The 15,898-nt window shown below is 70.2% G+C and carries 10 protein-coding genes; 5 read left to right on the top strand and 5 right to left on the bottom strand.

Annotation, left to right across the window (positions count from 1 at the left end; genetic code table 11):
• Positions 1–3: 3 nt before the first annotated feature.
• Positions 4–867 carry an SAM-dependent methyltransferase gene (locus OG241_RS18575; protein ID WP_405816618.1) on the bottom strand — a complete coding sequence of 288 codons (864 nt, stop codon included), beginning with the start codon at positions 865–867 and terminating at the stop codon, positions 4–6.
• A 187-nt stretch (positions 868–1,054) separates the two neighbouring features.
• Between OG241_RS18575 and OG241_RS18580 the strand changes: the two genes are divergently transcribed.
• Positions 1,055–1,642: a hypothetical protein gene (locus OG241_RS18580; RefSeq protein ID WP_405816619.1), complete on the top strand. Its 588-nt coding sequence runs from the start codon at positions 1,055–1,057 to the stop codon at positions 1,640–1,642.
• Here OG241_RS18580 and OG241_RS18585 read toward each other — a convergent pair.
• From OG241_RS18585 to OG241_RS18595, 3 genes are all read right to left on the bottom strand, one after another.
• Entirely contained in the window at positions 1,629–2,549 is a 921-nt protein-coding gene (locus tag OG241_RS18585; RefSeq protein ID WP_405816620.1) for an SCO6745 family protein, read from the bottom strand. The two genes, OG241_RS18580 and OG241_RS18585, sit on opposite strands and share 14 nt — an antisense overlap.
• Before the next feature lie 319 nt (positions 2,550–2,868).
• On the bottom strand, positions 2,869–5,589 hold the full coding sequence (gene ppdK / locus OG241_RS18590; protein WP_405816622.1) for a pyruvate, phosphate dikinase: 2,721 nt from the start codon (positions 5,587–5,589) through the stop codon (positions 2,869–2,871).
• A gap of 413 nt (positions 5,590–6,002) precedes the next feature.
• Positions 6,003–7,226: an ROK family protein gene (locus OG241_RS18595; RefSeq protein ID WP_405816623.1), complete on the bottom strand. Its 1,224-nt coding sequence runs from the start codon at positions 7,224–7,226 to the stop codon at positions 6,003–6,005.
• A gap of 187 nt (positions 7,227–7,413) precedes the next feature.
• On the opposite strand from OG241_RS18595, the gene OG241_RS18600 reads away from it, so the two are divergent.
• The 3 genes from OG241_RS18600 to OG241_RS18610 all read left to right on the top strand — a co-directional run bounded on the left by OG241_RS18600 (position 7,414) and on the right by OG241_RS18610 (position 12,993).
• Positions 7,414–8,820 (top strand): MGH1-like glycoside hydrolase domain-containing protein, encoded by a 1,407-nt coding sequence (locus tag OG241_RS18600; RefSeq protein ID WP_405816624.1) that lies wholly within the window; start codon positions 7,414–7,416, stop codon positions 8,818–8,820.
• On the top strand, positions 8,817–10,754 hold the full coding sequence (locus tag OG241_RS18605; RefSeq protein ID WP_405816625.1) for a glycogen debranching N-terminal domain-containing protein: 1,938 nt from the start codon (positions 8,817–8,819) through the stop codon (positions 10,752–10,754). Before OG241_RS18600 ends, OG241_RS18605 begins: the two co-directional genes overlap by 4 nt.
• 181 nt (positions 10,755–10,935) lie before the next feature.
• Complete coding sequence (locus OG241_RS18610) at positions 10,936–12,993, top strand: CDP-alcohol phosphatidyltransferase (RefSeq protein ID WP_405816626.1); 2,058 nt, start codon at positions 10,936–10,938, stop codon at positions 12,991–12,993.
• A gap of 94 nt (positions 12,994–13,087) precedes the next feature.
• Here the strand turns inward: OG241_RS18610 and dusB are convergent, their stop codons facing one another.
• The gene (gene dusB, locus OG241_RS18615) at positions 13,088–14,254 is read right to left on the bottom strand and encodes a tRNA dihydrouridine synthase DusB (protein WP_405816627.1); all 1,167 of its coding nucleotides are present in this window, start codon (positions 14,252–14,254) and stop codon (positions 13,088–13,090) included.
• 65 nt (positions 14,255–14,319) lie between these two features.
• Here dusB and OG241_RS18620 point away from each other — a divergent pair, with 65 nt between their 5' ends.
• Positions 14,320–15,858, top strand: coding sequence for an MFS transporter (locus OG241_RS18620; RefSeq protein WP_405816628.1), 1,539 nt, complete (start codon positions 14,320–14,322; stop codon positions 15,856–15,858).
• Positions 15,859–15,898: the final 40 nt, after the last annotated feature.

The following is a 15,898-nucleotide window of genomic DNA, read 5'->3' on the forward strand; positions in this document are numbered from 1 at the left end:
GTGTCAGGGCTTGCGGCCCACCCCGCAGTACGCGTCGACGGCCGTGGCGGGACCGGCCGGGCCCCGGAGGTCGGGGCGCCACTGCGGCACCTGGACCACGCCCGGGTCCAGCAGGTCGAGGCCGTCGAAGAAGGCGGCGATCTCTCCGAGGCTCCGTACGTAGTACGGGACGGCGCCGCTCGAGTTGTAGGCGTCCGACGCGGCGATCATGCCCTCGCTGGTGGCGGTGCTGTCGCTGACCACGAGGTGACTGCCCGACGGCAGGCCCGCCATCAGCCGGCTCACCAGGTCGCGCGCCTGGTCGTGGTCGGCGACATGGCCGAGCGTGTTGAGGATCATCAGGGCGACCGGTTGGGAGAGGTCGAGGGTGTCGGCCGCGGCTTCGAGGATGGTCTCGGGGGCGTACAGGTCGGCGTTCAGATAGACGGTCCGGCCTTCGGGGGTGCTGCCGAGCAGGGCGTCCGCGTGGGCCAGCACGACGGGGTCGTTGTCGACGTACACGATCCGGGCGTCCGGGGCGGCGCGCTGTGCGACCTCGTGGGTGTTGTCGGCGGTCGGGAGCCCGGTGCCGACGTCCAGGAACTGGCGTACGCCCTGCTCGTCGGCCAGGTGGCGGACGGCGCGTCCTAAGAAGTGCCGGCTCGTGACGGCCACGTCGACGAGGCCGGGGAAGATCTCCTTGATGTGGTCCCCGATCTCCCGGTCGACCTCGTAGTTGTCCTTGCCGCCGACGAAGTAGTTCCAGAAGCGGGCCGAGTGCGGCTTGGAGGTGTCGATGTGCACCCGCGCGCGGGCGCCGGTACCGACCGAGGGGGTGGGGTCGTCGTACGGCACGGCGGAGCCTCCTGTGTGTTCGGTGCTGATCATTTGCGCACCAACGTAGGTGAACTCGTCGTATCCAAGGGGAAGTTGGGAAGATCCACGACCAGGCACCAGAGCATTCCGGCCATTCGAACGGCCACCGGGGAGTGCCGGGCCGTTTCCCGCACAGCCCCGTCATACGTCCGTACTGCGCACCGGCGTCGATGTCAGTGGTGCGCAGTACGTTGCGGTCATGGGCGTATATCTGGTCGATGTCGATACGGAGGGGTGGTTCGGTGAGGGCGAGGAGGGGAGGGCGGAGATCGCGGCCGGCCTGAACGCGGTACTGGCACGGCGTGGCCTGCCCCCGTACGAGACCGTGCCCGAGGCAGCGGGCTTCGTGCGCGGTTCCGGCCGGTCCTTCGAGGAGAAACTGGTCCCGCCGATGGACGGCCTGATGGCGCTGTGCCGGGCGCATCTCTCGGCGGCGGCGACGGAGACGCTCCTCGGCTGGTCGGTCCTGGTGCCGGTTTCCCTGGCCGAGGAGATCGAGTTGCCGGTGGAGTCCTCGTACTCCGACGTGACGGTGATCGCAGGCGCCCCGCAAGTCCTCTCGATCGCCGAGAAGCTGGCGGCCGCGGTCGAACTGCCGCCCGGGGTCCCGGAGATGTGCGACAACCTGGACCTGACCATGTGGTTCCTGGACGGCGAGGCGGAGAAGGTGGCGACCACCGCGCCGGGCCCGTGGAGCGAGGATCTCGACGCGTCCTTCTATGTCGCCCTCTACCTGCGCGCGGCACAGCACTCGCTGCGACGGGGGTGCCCGGTCACCTACTGCTGAAGCCTGTCGTACCCCTCACTCCTGTGCTCTCTTCGCTGAGCCGGTCGACCGCCCACGGCATGAGCTCTTTGGCCACCGCGAGGCTGAACGGCCTCACCAATGAACGGAGTTCGGCGCAAGCGGCAGGACCGAGCGTGACGTAAGGGAGGGCGGCCAGCCTGTCGGTGTTGTGCTCGATCTCCGCCCTGCGCCGCGTACCGTCCTCGGTCAGGGCCGGCTGGGGTCCCTCGTCGAGCCATCCGCGCTCACGCAGGTCCCGCACGGCCTGCTCCCACTGCTCCTCCGTCCATGCCCGCGAGTCGCGCAGCGCCGCCGCACTGATCTCGCCGGTGGCGGCGTGCGTGACGAGGGCCTCGAGCCCGCTGAGTCCGGCAGTCAGCAGTGCCGCCACGTGGCCGTCGCCACGGAACTCCCGCAACAGGGTCTGCGCGTGCCAGAGCACGAGGTGGGGTGCGTCCGGCCACGGCAGCGCGGCGTGCGCGGCGAAGAGGGGGCGGCCGTGTAGATGACTCACAGTCACTTCAGCGGCGGTGCGGGCCAGTTCCGCCGCGCGGGCCAGCGCCGGTGAGGAGATGTCCTCGCCGAGGATGCGGCGGAGCGTGGCGTCGATCCCGGCGAGGCGGGCGGCGGTGAACTGCTGCGGCGTGGCGACTTCCCATGCGGCGGGTATGGCTCGGCGCACGAGTCGGGGATTGAAGTTGTTGAACGTGGCGATGACCAGACCCGCGGGAGCGGTGCCGAGCGCGGCGGAGCGGGACGCGAAGTATCCCGTCCTGGCGTCCACGCCCAACTCGGCGTACTGGCTTGCGGCTTCGGGCGAGAAGTAGACAGCCCCGTGGTAGGGCTCGAGAGTCCTCCAGGTCTGGCGCGCGAAGACCAGGCTGTCGTGGTCCGTGTTCTGTGTCATCAGAGGTTCGCCGTCCTGTGGTGGATGAAGTGCCGCTGTTCATCGAGCACACGACGGCGCGCGGGGCACACCCGTTCGTACCGTCTGGTCGGTACGCTATCGGAGAGCACCTCCGGCGACTACCGTCCTGCGACCAGTTCTCGGGACCTGTGCCCAGGAGTGAACGAAGCCACCAAGCCGAGCGAAGAGGCGGCACCCCCCGCACAGGGGTGCCGCCTCTTCTCGTGCACCGGAGTCGCCGTCAGGTCGTTGAGGGTCGGGGTGACCGACGGCGGCTCCGGAGATCAACAGGCCTACGGCCTGGCGGTGTTCACGTCGGCTACCGGTGATCGCTCCCCGCCGCCGACGAAGCCGCCCGCCCCGCCTCCAGCCTGGCCACCGGGATGCGGAACGGCGAGCAGCTGACGTAGTCCAGGCCCACCTCGTGGAAGAAGTGCACCGACTCAGGGTCGCCGCCGTGTTCGCCGCAGACACCGAGCTTGAGGTCGGGGCGGGTGGCGCGGCCGGCCTCGGCGGCGAGCTTCACCAGGGAGCCGACGCCGTCCTTGTCGATCGTCTCGAACGGGGAGACGCCGAAGATGCCCTTCTCGAGGTACGCGGTGAAGAACGAGGCTTCGACGTCGTCCCGGCTGAAGCCCCACACCGTCTGGGTGAGGTCGTTCGTGCCGAACGAGAAGAACTCCGCCGCCTCCGCGATCTGACCGGCCGTGAGGGCGGCGCGCGGGAGCTCGATCATCGTGCCGATCGACAGCTTGAGCGACGTGCCGGTCGCGGCCTCGACCTCCGCGATGACCTGGTCGGCCTCCTCGCGGACGATCTCCAGCTCCTGGACCGTACCGACCAGCGGGATCATGATCTCGGCGCGCGGGTCGCACTTGGCGTTCTTGCGCTCCGCCGCGGCCTCCGCGATGGCGCGGACCTGCATCGTGAACAGACCGGGGATGACCAGGCCGAGACGTACGCCGCGCAGGCCCAGCATCGGGTTCTGCTCGTGCAGCCGGTGGACGGCCTGGAGCAGCCGCAGTTCGTTCTCGTGCGGCTCCTGGCGGGACTCCGCCAAGGCGACGCGGACCGACAGCTCGGTGATGTCCGGCAGGAACTCGTGCAGCGGCGGGTCGAGGAGGCGGACTGTCACCGGCAGGCCGTCCATCGCCGAGAACAGCTCGACGAAGTCCTGCCGCTGGAGGGGGAGCAGCCCCTTGAGCGACTCCTCGCGCTCGGTCTCCGTGTCGGCCAGGATCAGCCGCTCGACCAGCTCACGGCGGTCGCCGAGGAACATGTGCTCCGTACGGCACAGCCCGATGCCCTGGGCGCCGAAGCGGCGTGCGCGCAGCGCGTCCTCGGCGTTGTCCGCGTTGGCGCGGACCCGGAGGCGGCGCTTGCGGTCGGCGAACGCCATGATGCGGTGGACGGCCTCGACCAGTTCGTCGGCGTCGTTGGCTCCCGCGTGCATCCGGCCCTCGAAGTACTCCACGACCGGTGACGGCACGACCGGGACCTCGCCCAGGTACACCTTGCCGCTCGAACCGTCGATGGAGATGAGGTCGCCCTCCTCCACCACGTGCCCGCCCGGCACCGTCATCCGGCGCCGCTTGGTGTCGACCTCGAGCTCCTCGGCGCCGCACACGCACGTCTTGCCCATGCCGCGTGCCACGACGGCCGCGTGGGACGTCTTGCCGCCCCGCGAGGTCAGGATGCCCTCGGCGGCGATCATGCCGTCGAGGTCGTCGGGGTTGGTCTCCCGGCGGACCAGGATGACCTTCTCCCCCGACCGCGACCACTTCACCGCGGTGTACGAGTCGAAGACCGCCTTGCCGACCGCCGCGCCCGGTGAGGCGGCGATGCCACGGCCGACCGTGGCGACCTTCGTGTCCTCGTCGAACTTGGGGAACATCAGCTGGGCGAGCTGGGCGCCGGTGACGCGCTGGAGCGCCTCGGCCTCGTCGATGAGGCCCTGGTCGACGAGCTGGGTGGCGATACGGAAGGCCGCGCCCGCCGTGCGCTTGCCGACGCGTGTCTGGAGCATCCACAACTGGCCGCGCTCGATGGTGAACTCGATGTCGCAGAGATCCTTGTAGTGGTTCTCCAGGGTCGACATGATCTGCATCAGCTGGTCGTACGACTTCTTGTCGATCTGCTCCAGCTCGGCGAGCGGGACCGTGTTGCGGATGCCCGCCACGACGTCCTCGCCCTGGGCGTTCTGCAGGTAGTCGCCGTACACGCCCTGGTGGCCGGAGGCGGGGTCGCGCGTGAATGCCACACCCGTGCCCGAGTCGGGCCCGAGGTTGCCGAAGACCATCGAACAGACGTTGACCGCCGTGCCGAGGTCGCCGGGGATGCGTTCCTGGCGGCGGTAGAGCTTCGCCCGGTCGGTGTTCCAGGAGTCGAAGACCGCGTGGATCGCGAGGTCCATCTGCTCGCGCGGGTCCTGCGGGAAGTCGCGGCCGGCCTCGGTCTTGACGATCTTCTTGAACTTGGTGACCAGCTTCTTGAGGTCGGCGGCCTCCAGCTCCGTGTCGACCGCGACCTTCTTGGCCGTCTTCGCCGCCTCCAGCGCGTCCTCGAACAGCTCGCCCTCGACGCCGAGCACCGTCTTGCCGAACATCTGGATGAGGCGGCGGTACGAGTCCCAGGCGAAGCGCTCGTCGCCGGCCTGCTTGGCGAGGCCCTGGACCGACTTGTCGGAGAGGCCGATGTTCAGCACCGTGTCCATCATGCCGGGCATCGAGAACTTCGCCCCGGAGCGGACGGACACCAGGAGGGGGTCGTCGGCCTGGCCGAGCTTCTTGCCCATGGTCGCTTCGAGGGCGTCGAGGTGCGCACTCACCTCGTCACGCAGTGCCGCCGGCTCGTCGCCACTGTCGAGGTAGACCTTGCAGGCCTCCGTCGTGATGGTGAAGCCGGGGGGAACGGGGAGTCCCAGGTTGGTCATCTCGGCGAGGTTCGCGCCCTTGCCACCGAGGAGATCCTTGAGGTCCTTGTTTCCCTCGGTGAAGTCGTAAACGAACTTGGCTACGTGGGACTCTTTGTTTTCCGACACGGGTCTCGACTCCCTCGGGACGCGGTGGCTGCCCTGACGGCCAGGAACATACCCAGATCGAAGGCGTCTGGGTACGTCCACTTGCGCGTCATGTGCCTGTAACCAGCCGTCCGCCACCAGATCCAAAGTCAAAGCTTGGCAAGCAGCAGGAGTGGCGTGTTTTCACTTCTTGAAGACAACCATGACTCCACGTCCATTTTGTCGCTCACTTGAGCGGCACGCAACACGCCTGAGTTCTATCGATGAACGATCAAAGGGTGGCACTGAGTGCCACCCTTTGAGAAATGCAGTCGCCGTCGATTCGCTCATCTGAGCGCAACCCCTATCAAGGGTGGCGAGAATCACGCACTCACGGGCGCCGGGATTTCAGCATGCGGACGCCGACAACGGGGGGAAACACCCGTGTCACACGCTCACACCCCGAGCGCCGACAACCGTTCCTCCACCCGCTCCGGCGCGTACAGGTACTCGACGACCATCGCCCCGGCTCCCACCAGCCCCGCCCGCTCCCCCAGCCTCGACGTCACCACGTCCAGATGAGCGGTCGAGCGCGGCAGCGCCCGCTGGTACAGCAGTTCCCGTACGCCGGTCAGGAACGGCGTGCCCGCCAGGTCTCCCGCGATCATCAGCACGCCCGGGTTGAGCAGCGTCACCACCGTCGCCAGTACGTCCCCCACGCTCCGGCCCGCCTCCCGCGCGAGCGCGAGCGCCTCCGGGTGCCCGGCCGCGAGCAGGTCCCGTACGTCCGAGCCGGACGCCGCCGGCACCCCGGTCTCGGCGAGGCGGCGGGCGACGGCGCCCCCGCTCGCGACGGCGGCGAGACAGCCGTACGACCCGCACCGGCACAGCGCCTCGGCGCCCTGCGGGACGCGGATGTGCCCGATGTCCCCGGCGCCGCCGTCGATGCCCCGGAAGACCGAGCCGCCGACCACCACGCCCGCGCCGATACCTGTCGAGACCTTCACCAGGACGAAGGCCGAGCAGTCAGGGTGTCCGGTGCGCTGTTCGCCGTACGCCATGAGGTTGGCGTCGTTGTCCACCAGCACCGGGATCAGCGCCGCGGTCGGCTCGTCCGTGTGTTCGGCAAGGGCTCGGGCCAGACGGGTTCTGATGTCGTAGCCGTCCCAGCCGGGCATGATCGGCGGCTGGACGACGCGGCCGGTGTCCATGTCGACCGGGCCCGGTACCGCGAGGCCTATGCCGCACACCTCGGACGGGCTGTGGCCGGCCTTCGTCAGAAGCTCCGCCAACCAGCGGCCGAGCTCGCCGAGCACGGCGTCGGGACCGTCGTCCACCGCCAGCGTGCCCGAGTGTTCCGCGAGAAGTTCACCCGTGAGGGTGAGAACGGCGGCGCGGGCATGACGGGTGTCGAGGTCGGCGGCGAGGACGACGGCATGGGCGTCGTCGAACTCCAGAGTGATCGACGGGCGCCCGCCGAGCGGCGAGTCGACCGGGCCCGAGGCCCCCTCGCGCAGCCAGCCCGCGCGGAACAGCCGGTCCAGGCGGTGGCCGACCGTCGCGCGTGAGAGACCCGTCACCTGTTGCAGGGCACCACGTGTCGTGGCGCGTCCACTGCGTACCAGTTCGAGCAGATCTCCGGCGCTCGCCTGAGCGCGACCACTCGTACGACCGCCCATGCGCACCCCCTTGTGTTTCTCAAGCTTGCATTACATATTGAGTTATGCGTGTTAAATAGACGTAACTCTAAGGTGGCTCGACCGAACCGGTCGGGCCGAACGTCTTCGGGGAGACCGAGTGGATCGCAGTGCCCAGCTGACCTCCCGTGCACACGCCACGGCGTACTCCGTCGTATACGAACCGGACATGCCGACACATTCCCAGCAGGTCCAGCGCACCCTGCGCGCCCCACATGCCGGCCAGGCCCTCCACACCAGGGCGGCCGACGTGCTGGCGGCCAACTGGACCGGCACGTCGACGGTTCCCTCGCGCGGCCTGTATCCGCACCAGTGGTCCTGGGACTCCGCGTTCATCGCGATCGGCCTGCGCCATCTGTCGCCCCTGCGCGCCCAGACGGAGCTGGAGACGCTGCTCTCCGCCCAGTGGGGCGACGGCCGGATCCCGCACATCGTGTTCAACCCTTCCGTCCCGCTCGACGCGTACTTCCCGAGCCCCGACTTCTGGCGCTCCTCGACCGCGGGGCGCGCTGCGGGCGCCCCGCGCACCGTACAGACGTCCGGCATCGTGCAGCCACCGGTGCACGCGCTGGCCGTCTGGCTGGTGCACCAGGCTGACCCCGGCCTGTCCCGCTCCCGGGGCTTCCTCGCCCGTGCCTACCCCCGGCTCGCCGCCTGGCACCGCTATCTGCTGCACCGCCGCGACCTGGGCGGGGGCGGCCTCGCGTCGGTCGTGCACCCCTGGGAACAGGGTATGGACAACAGCCCCACCTGGGACGCCCCGCTCAGCCGCGTCACCCCGGCCCCGGCCCGCTCCTTCCGCCGCGCCGACCTCGACCACGGAGCCGCCGAGGACCGGCCGACCGACCTGGACTACGGGCGGTACGTCCGGCTGGCCACGGACTACCGGGACGGCGACTACGCGGACGGCACCGGCGAGTTCGCCGTCGAGGACCCCTCCTTCAACGCGCTGCTGATCGCGTCGGAGCACGCCCTGGCCCGGATCGCCCAGGAGCTGGGCGCGACGGCGACGGCGAGGAACGCCCGCGCGGAACGGCTGACGGCGGCGCTGGTGGAGCGGCTGTGGGACCCGGCGGAGGGGATGTTCTTCTGCCGCGATGTCCGCGCGGGCGCCCTCGTCCCCGAGCGGAGCGTCTCCGGGCTCATCCCCCTGCTCCTGCCCACGCTCCCCCGTGACATCGCCGCCACCCTCGTCCGTACCGCGCGCGGACCGCACTTCGAGGTGGGCGGAGCCGCCCGTCTCGTACCGTCCTACGACCTGCTCGGCGAGGCCTTCGACCCGCACCGCTACTGGCGCGGGCCGGCCTGGTTCAACACGGGGTGGCTGGTGGAGCGCGGGCTGCGGCAGCACGGCGAGCGGGCGCACGCCGACACCCTGCGCACGGCACTGCTGGAGACCGCCGACGCGACCGACTTCGCGGAGTACGTGGACCCGTACACCGGCGAGGCCTGCGGGGCGCTCGGCTTCGGCTGGACCGCCGCGCTCACGCTCGACCTGCTCCACCAACAGCCCTTTGACGACCATGACATCAGCAACGTGTTCGGCATGAGTGACCAGGGAGGGGAACGGCGATGACGGACCGGCATCATCTGCTCGTGCACGGCGGGACGTTCGCGGCCGTGGGTGACGGCGGGGACATCAGCGGGGTACGCGGGGGCAGCCAGCCCGACGGGTTGTTCGTGCGCGACGCACGGCACTTGAGCCGCTGGCAGCTCACCGTCGACGGCGCCCTGCCCGAGACGCTCAGCCCGGTCGCCGACGGGGACACCGCACGCTGTGTTCTCGTCCCGCGCGGGGGCCGTCAGGAGCCGCCCGCCTACACGCTCTTCCGTGAACAGGCCCTCGGGGACGGCGCGTTCGTCGAGTCGCTGCGGGTGACCAGCAACCGTCCGGTACCGGTGACGGTCCGGATCGCGGTCACCGCCGACGCCGACTTCACCGACCAGTTCGAGCTGCGCTCCGACCACCGTACGTACGTCAAGCCCGGCGTCGTCCGCAAACGTGAAGTCCTCGACGACGGCGTCGAGTTCAGCTACCGGCGCGGTGAATGGCGGTCCTCCACGAGAGTCACCGCCGAGCCCGCCCCCGACGGTGTCGAGGAGACCGGCACCGGCGCCCGGCGCCTCGTATGGACCCTGGACCTCGAAGCGCACGGTTCGGCGGAACTGACGCTGCGCGTCGCCGCCCGTCCGCACGGCGCGCCGAAGGAACCCCTGGTTCCCTCCTCCCCCACCGCCGCGAACGATCAACTCCTCGCTCTGGAAGGGGAGTTCGTCGAGGGTGTCGCCTTCCCCACCGGCTGGCCGGAGCTGGCGGCGGCCTGCGCGCGCGGCCTCTGCGACCTGGCGTCGCTGCAGGTCCCCGCGACGGGACCGGACGGCGAGGAGCTGCGCGTACCGGCCGCCGGCGCACCCTGGTTCCTCACCCTTCTCGGCCGCGACGCACTCCTCACCTCCCTCTTCGCGCTCCCCTACCGCCCCCAACTCGCCGCCGCCACCCTCCCGGCGCTCGCCGCGACCCAGGCGACCGAGGTGGGCCCCGACTCCGTGGCCCAGCCGGGCAAGATCGTGCACGAGGTGCGGCACGGCGAGCTGGCGCACTTCGGGCAGGTGCCGTTCGGGCGTTACTACGGCTCTGTCGACGCGACACCGCTGTTCCTGGTGCTCCTCGGCGCGTACGTCGAGCAGACCGGCGACACGGCTCTGGCCCGCCGCCTCGAAGCCAACGCCCGCGCGGCGATCGGCTGGATGCTGGACCACAGCGGGCTGACGTCCCGCGGCTATCTGGTCTACCGGGCCGACGAGGGCGGCCTCGCCAACCAGAACTGGAAGGACTCCCCCGGCGCCATCTGCTCGGCCGACGGCACCCGCGCAAGCGGCCCGGTGATGGCGGCGGGGGCCCAGGGCTACGCGTACGACGCCCTGCGCCGTACCGCCCACCTCGCCCGCACGGTATGGGACGACGAGGTGTACGCCGCTCTCCTCGAACAGGCGGCGGCCGACCTCCGGGACCGTTTCCAGCGGGACTTCTGGATGCCGGAGCACTCCTTCCCGGCTCTCGCTCTCGACGGCGAGGGCAACCAGGTCGACGCGCTGGCCTCCGACGCGGGACACCTTCTCTGGTCGGGGCTGCTCGACAAGGAGTACGGCGAGAAGGTCGGCCGGCGCCTGGTCGAACCGGACTTCTTCTCCGGCTGGGGCGTACGGACGCTGGCGTCGGGCCAGCCCGCCTACCATCCCCTCTCCTACCACCGGGGCTCGGTCTGGCCCCACGACAACGCCCTGATCACCCTGGGCCTCGCCCGGTACGGCCTGCATGACGAGGCCCGTACGGTCGCCCACGCCCTCGTCGACGCGGCGACCGCCACCGGCCACCGCCTCCCCGAGGTCCTCGCCGGCTACGGCCGCGACACCCACGGCGAACCGGTGCCCTACCCGCACGCGTGCGTACGGGAATCCCGGTCGGCGGCGGCCCCCCTGGCGCTGCTCACGGCGGTCGGGGGCGCCTGACCGCAGGTGCGGGGGGCGTGTGACCGGCAGCTTGGTGAGGCGTTTGCCGGGTGTTTGCCGGGTGCTTGGACGCGAAGGGTGAACGGAGGCCGAGGGCCCGCCGTACCGGATGGCGGCGGACCTCGGCTCCCGCGCCGGGTCCGCCGCTTCCTGCACGGCTTCACACGGAAGGACCTCCGGGGTGCCTCAGTTCACCAGCACCAACCCATCGACGGACGCCACCCCCGAGGGACCTTCCGAGGCACCGTCCGACGCGCCATCAGAGGTGTCGGCGGAGGTGTCTTCGGCGGAGACTGCGCCTCCGGACACGGCTGCGGCTGCGGCGGATACGGCGGCCGTGACACCGTCGCCCCGCACCGAACCGGCGCCGAAGGCGGGGGGTGAACCGGCGGCCGAAACCCCGACCGCATCCGCCGAGAGTCCCGCCGAGGACGCCGAGCCCGCCCACGAGCCGGCCACGGCCACCGAAGCACCCGACAAGCCCACCGAGGCGCCTGAAGCGCCAGAAGCACCCACCAAGGCCACCGAGGCCACCGAGGCCACCGAGGCCACCGAGGCCACCGAGGCCGAGGATGCTGCTGCGGCTCCCAAGGTCGACTGGCGTGCCCGGCGGCCCATCGCCGCCCGTAACGTCAGCTGGGCGGCGACCGCCCTCTCCGTGCTCCTCGTACTCGTCTCGCTGCAGATGCCGAACACCTTCGGCAACCTGCGGATCTCCGAGTTCCTCCGGCTCCCGGCGGAGGCGATCGTCGCGTCGGTCGTGCTGCTCTCGATGCCGCGCCGGCCGCGGGTGATCACGTCGGCGGCCATCGGCGCCTTCCTCGGTGCGGTCACCATCGTGAACCTGCTGGACATGGGGTTCGTCGAGTTCCTCGGCCGGCACTTCAACATCCTGCTCGACTGGGTGCTGCTGAGCGACGCGCAGTCGTACCTCACCGACTCCTTCGGCACGGCCGGTTCGCTCGCCGCCACCCTCGCGGTGATCCTCCTCGTGCTGTTCCTGCTCGTCGCGACGGCCTTCGCGACCGTGCGGCTCAGCAACCTGCTCGCCCGGCACAACGCGGTCGCCACCAAGGCGACGCTCATCGCCGGCACCGTCTGGATCACCTGCATGTCCCTCGGCCTGACGATCGCCGGGGTGCCGATCGCCTCCGACCACACCGCCGGGGTCGTCAAGGTGCACGCGCGGCGGGTGAGCGACACGCTGCACGACGAGGCGGCGTTCAAGGAGCTGGCGAAGAACGACCCGTTCGCGAAGACGCCCGGTGACCAGCTGGTGCCCGACCTGCGCGGCAAGGACGTCATCTTCACGTTCATCGAGAGCTACGGCCGCAGCGCGATCGAGGACCCGATCATGTCGCCCGGCGTGGACCAGACGCTTGCCGACAAGACCCAGGCCCTGACGGACGCCGGGTTCGCCGCGAAGAGCGGCTGGCTGACCTCGGCGACGTACGGCGGCAACAGCTGGCTCGGTCACTCCACGTTCCTGTCGGGCCTGTGGATCAACAACCAGCAGCGCTACCGCACCCTCGTCAACAGCGACCGCCTCACGCTCCCCGAGGTGTTCCGGCGCACCGGCGACTGGCGGACGGTCGGGGTCATGCCGGGCGTGCAGAAGAGCTGGCCCGAGTCGAAGTTCTACGGCCTGGAGAAGAACTACTCGTCGAAGGATCTCGGTTACAAGGGGCCGAAGTTCAGCTGGTCGACCATGCCGGACCAGTACACGCTGGAGGCCTACCAGCGCATGGAGCACGGGAAGAAGCAGGCCAAGCCTCTGATGTCGGAGATCATCCTGACGTCGAGCCACCAGCCCTGGGCGCCGCTTCCGAAGACGGTCCCGCAGGACCAGCTCGGCGACGGCACGGTGTTCGACGCGATCCAGAAGGCGGGCAAGGACCCCAAGGACGTCCTCTACAACGGCCCCGAGGCCAAGGCGGAGTACGGCAAGTCGATCCAGTACTCGGTCACCAGTCTCATCGACTGGCTCACCCGGTACGGCACCGACGACACCGTCCTCGTCTTCCTCGGCGACCACCAGCCCATGTCCCGGGTCAGCGGCAGCAATGCCAGCCGTGACGTTCCGGTGTCGGTGGTGGCCAAGGACCCGAAGATCCTCGACAAGATCGCCGACTGGAACTGGACGGACGGCCTGCGCCCCGCCCACAACGCCCCGGTCTGGAAGATGAGCGCCTTCCGCGACAAGTTCCTCACGGCCTACGGCTCAACGCCTCACCCGTAAACGATCGGGACCGCTGATTGTCAGGGGCGAAGCCCCGACAATCAGGGGCGCGGGGAACTGCGCGACCAGCCACAACGAACCCGCAGCCGAAAACTCAGCCCCCAGAGGTATCCAACTCCGCGTCCTCACTCACACCCGCACAGTCGTACGGATCCTTCAACCACCCCTCCGGCAACACCACCCGGTTGTTGCCGGACGTACGCCCCCGTGGCCCGTCGGCACCGACGGGCCACGCCTGGTCGAGGTCCAACTCGTCCAGCCCGGAACGGAGTTCGACCAGTGACGACGTGATCGCAAGGCGCTTCCGCATCTCGGAGCCCACCGCGAAACCCTTCAGGTACCAGGCGACATGCTTACGGAAGTCGATGACCCCACGCGCCTCGTCCCCGATCCACTCACCCAGCAGCGTGGCGTGCCGGACCATGACATCGGCGACCTCACGGAGTGACGGACGCGCGAGATCCTCCGTACGCCCCTCGAAGGCGGCCACGAGGTCCGCGAACAGCCACGGCCGGCCGAGGCAGCCGCGGCCGACCACGACCCCGTCGCAGCCGGTCTCCCGGACCATCCGCAGCGCGTCCTCGGCCGACCAGATGTCGCCGTTGCCAAGGACGGGGATCTCCGGCACGTGCTCCTTGAGACGGGCGATCGCCTCCCAGTCGGCCGTGCCGCCGTAGTGCTGGGCGGCGGTGCGGCCGTGCAGCGCGATGGCTGTCACGCCCTCCTCCACCGCGATACGGCCGGCGTCGAGGTAGGTGATGTGGTCGTCGTCGATGCCCTTGCGCATCTTCATCGTGACGGGGAGGTCCCCGGCGCCGGAGACCGCCTCACGCAGGATCGCGCGCAGCAGGTGCCGCTTGTACGGGAGGGCCGAGCCGCCGCCCTTCCTCGTCACCTTCGGGACGGGGCACCCGAAGTTGAGGTCGATGTGGTCGGCGAGGCCCTCCTCCGCGATCATGCGGACGGCCTTGCCGACGGTCGCCGGGTCGACGCCGTACAGCTGGATCGAGCGCGGCTTCTCGGTCGCGTCGAAGCGGATCAGCTGCATGGTCTTCTCGTTGCGTTCGACCAGCGCCCGGGTCGTGATCATCTCGCTGACGAACAGGCCTTTACCTCCGCTGAACTCCCTGCACAGGGTGCGGAAGGGCGCGTTCGTGATCCCCGCCATGGGGGCGAGGACGACGGGCGGCTGGACGGCGTGCGGGCCGATCCGGAGGAGGCTCGCGGGGGCGGCGACGGGCGTGGCGACGGGCGTGGACATCCGGCCATTCTCGCGCACCGAACGGAGTACAGCCAAAGTCGTTAGTTAGGCGTACTATGGACCGCATGTCCGAGCTGAGTCCCCGCCGCCGCATGCTGGTGCTCGCGATCTGCTGTATGAGCCTGCTGATCGTGAGCCTCGACGTCACCGTGCTCAATGTCGCGCTGCCCGCCATGGAGAAGGACCTGGGCGCGAGTGTGGCCGGTATGCAGTGGGCGCTCGACGCGTACACACTCGTGCTGGCCTCGCTGCTGATGCTGGCGGGTTCGACCGCCGACCGGATCGGCCGCCGCAAGGTCTTCCTGACCGGGCTGGTGCTGTTCACCCTCGGCTCGGTGCTCTGTTCGCTCGCCCCGAACCTCGACTCGCTCATCGTGTTCCGCATGATCCAGGCGGTCGGCGGTTCGATGCTCAACCCGGTCGCCATGTCGATCATCACCAACACCTTCACCGACCCGCGCGAGCGGGCCCGGGCGATCGGTGTGTGGGGTGCGGTGGTCGGCATATCCATGGCCGCCGGCCCGATCGTCGGCGGCGCGCTCGTGGACTCCGTCGGCTGGCGCTCGATCTTCTGGATCAACCTGCCGGTGGGCCTCGCCGCGCTCCTGCTGACCCTGCGGTACGTCCCGGAGTCCCGGGCGCCGAAGGCCCGCCGTCCGGACCCGGTCGGCCAGGTCCTGGTCATCGCGCTGCTGGGCTCACTGACGTACGCGATCATCGAGGCGCCCGATTCGCCGGTCTCGCACACGCTCGCCTTCGGTGCGGTCGCCCTGGCCGCGCTGCTCGGACTGCTGTACTACGAGCCCCGGCGCACCGAACCCCTCATCGACCTGCGGTTCTTCCGGTCGGTGCCGTTCAGCGGGGCGACCGTGGTCGCGGTCAGCGCGTTCGCTGCGCTGAGCGGGTTCCTGTTCCTGTCGACGCTGTACCTGCAGAACGTGCGGGGGCTGTCAGCGCTGCACGCGGGGCTGTGGATGCTGCCGATGGCGGTGATGTGCTTCGTCTGCGCGCCGATCTCGGGGCGCCTGGTCGGCAGCCGGGGCCCGCGCGTCCCGCTCCTGACGGCCGGGGTGGCGATCACCGCGAGCGGCGTCCTGTTCGCCGGGTTCGACGCGGAGTCGTCGAACGTGACGCTGGTCATCGGGTACTTCCTGTTCGGCCTCGGCTTCGGCTTCGTCAACGCGCCCATCACCAACACGGCCGTCTCGGGCATGCCCCGGGCCCAGGCCGGGGTGGCCGCCGCGGTCGCCTCCACCAGCCGCCAGACCGGCGGCACGCTGGGGGTCGCGGTGATCGGCGCGGTGCTGGCGTCGGGCATCGGGGCGGGCCCGTACAAGGAGGTGTTCGTCTCCGCGTCGCGGCCCGGCTGGTGGATCATCGCGGGCTGCGGGCTGGCCGTACTGGTGCTGGGTGCCGTCACGACCGGCGGCTGGGCCCGGAAGACGGCGGAGCGGGCCGCCGGGCGCCTGGAGGACGAAGCCGGCGGGGGCGGGGTCGGCGGGAGTGAGAGTGCGGGTGACTCGCGTGCCGACGGCGACCGCGACGGGCGTGGGGGCGGGGAGACCGGCGCGCGAGGTGCGGCGGGGGCGCGTACCGCGAAGTGAGCCGTTGGTGTAACCCATTGCCGATGATCACCGTTGGGAT

This window comes from Streptomyces sp. NBC_01390 (assembly GCF_045040105.1).
GTDB lineage: Bacteria > Actinomycetota > Actinomycetes > Streptomycetales > Streptomycetaceae > Streptomyces.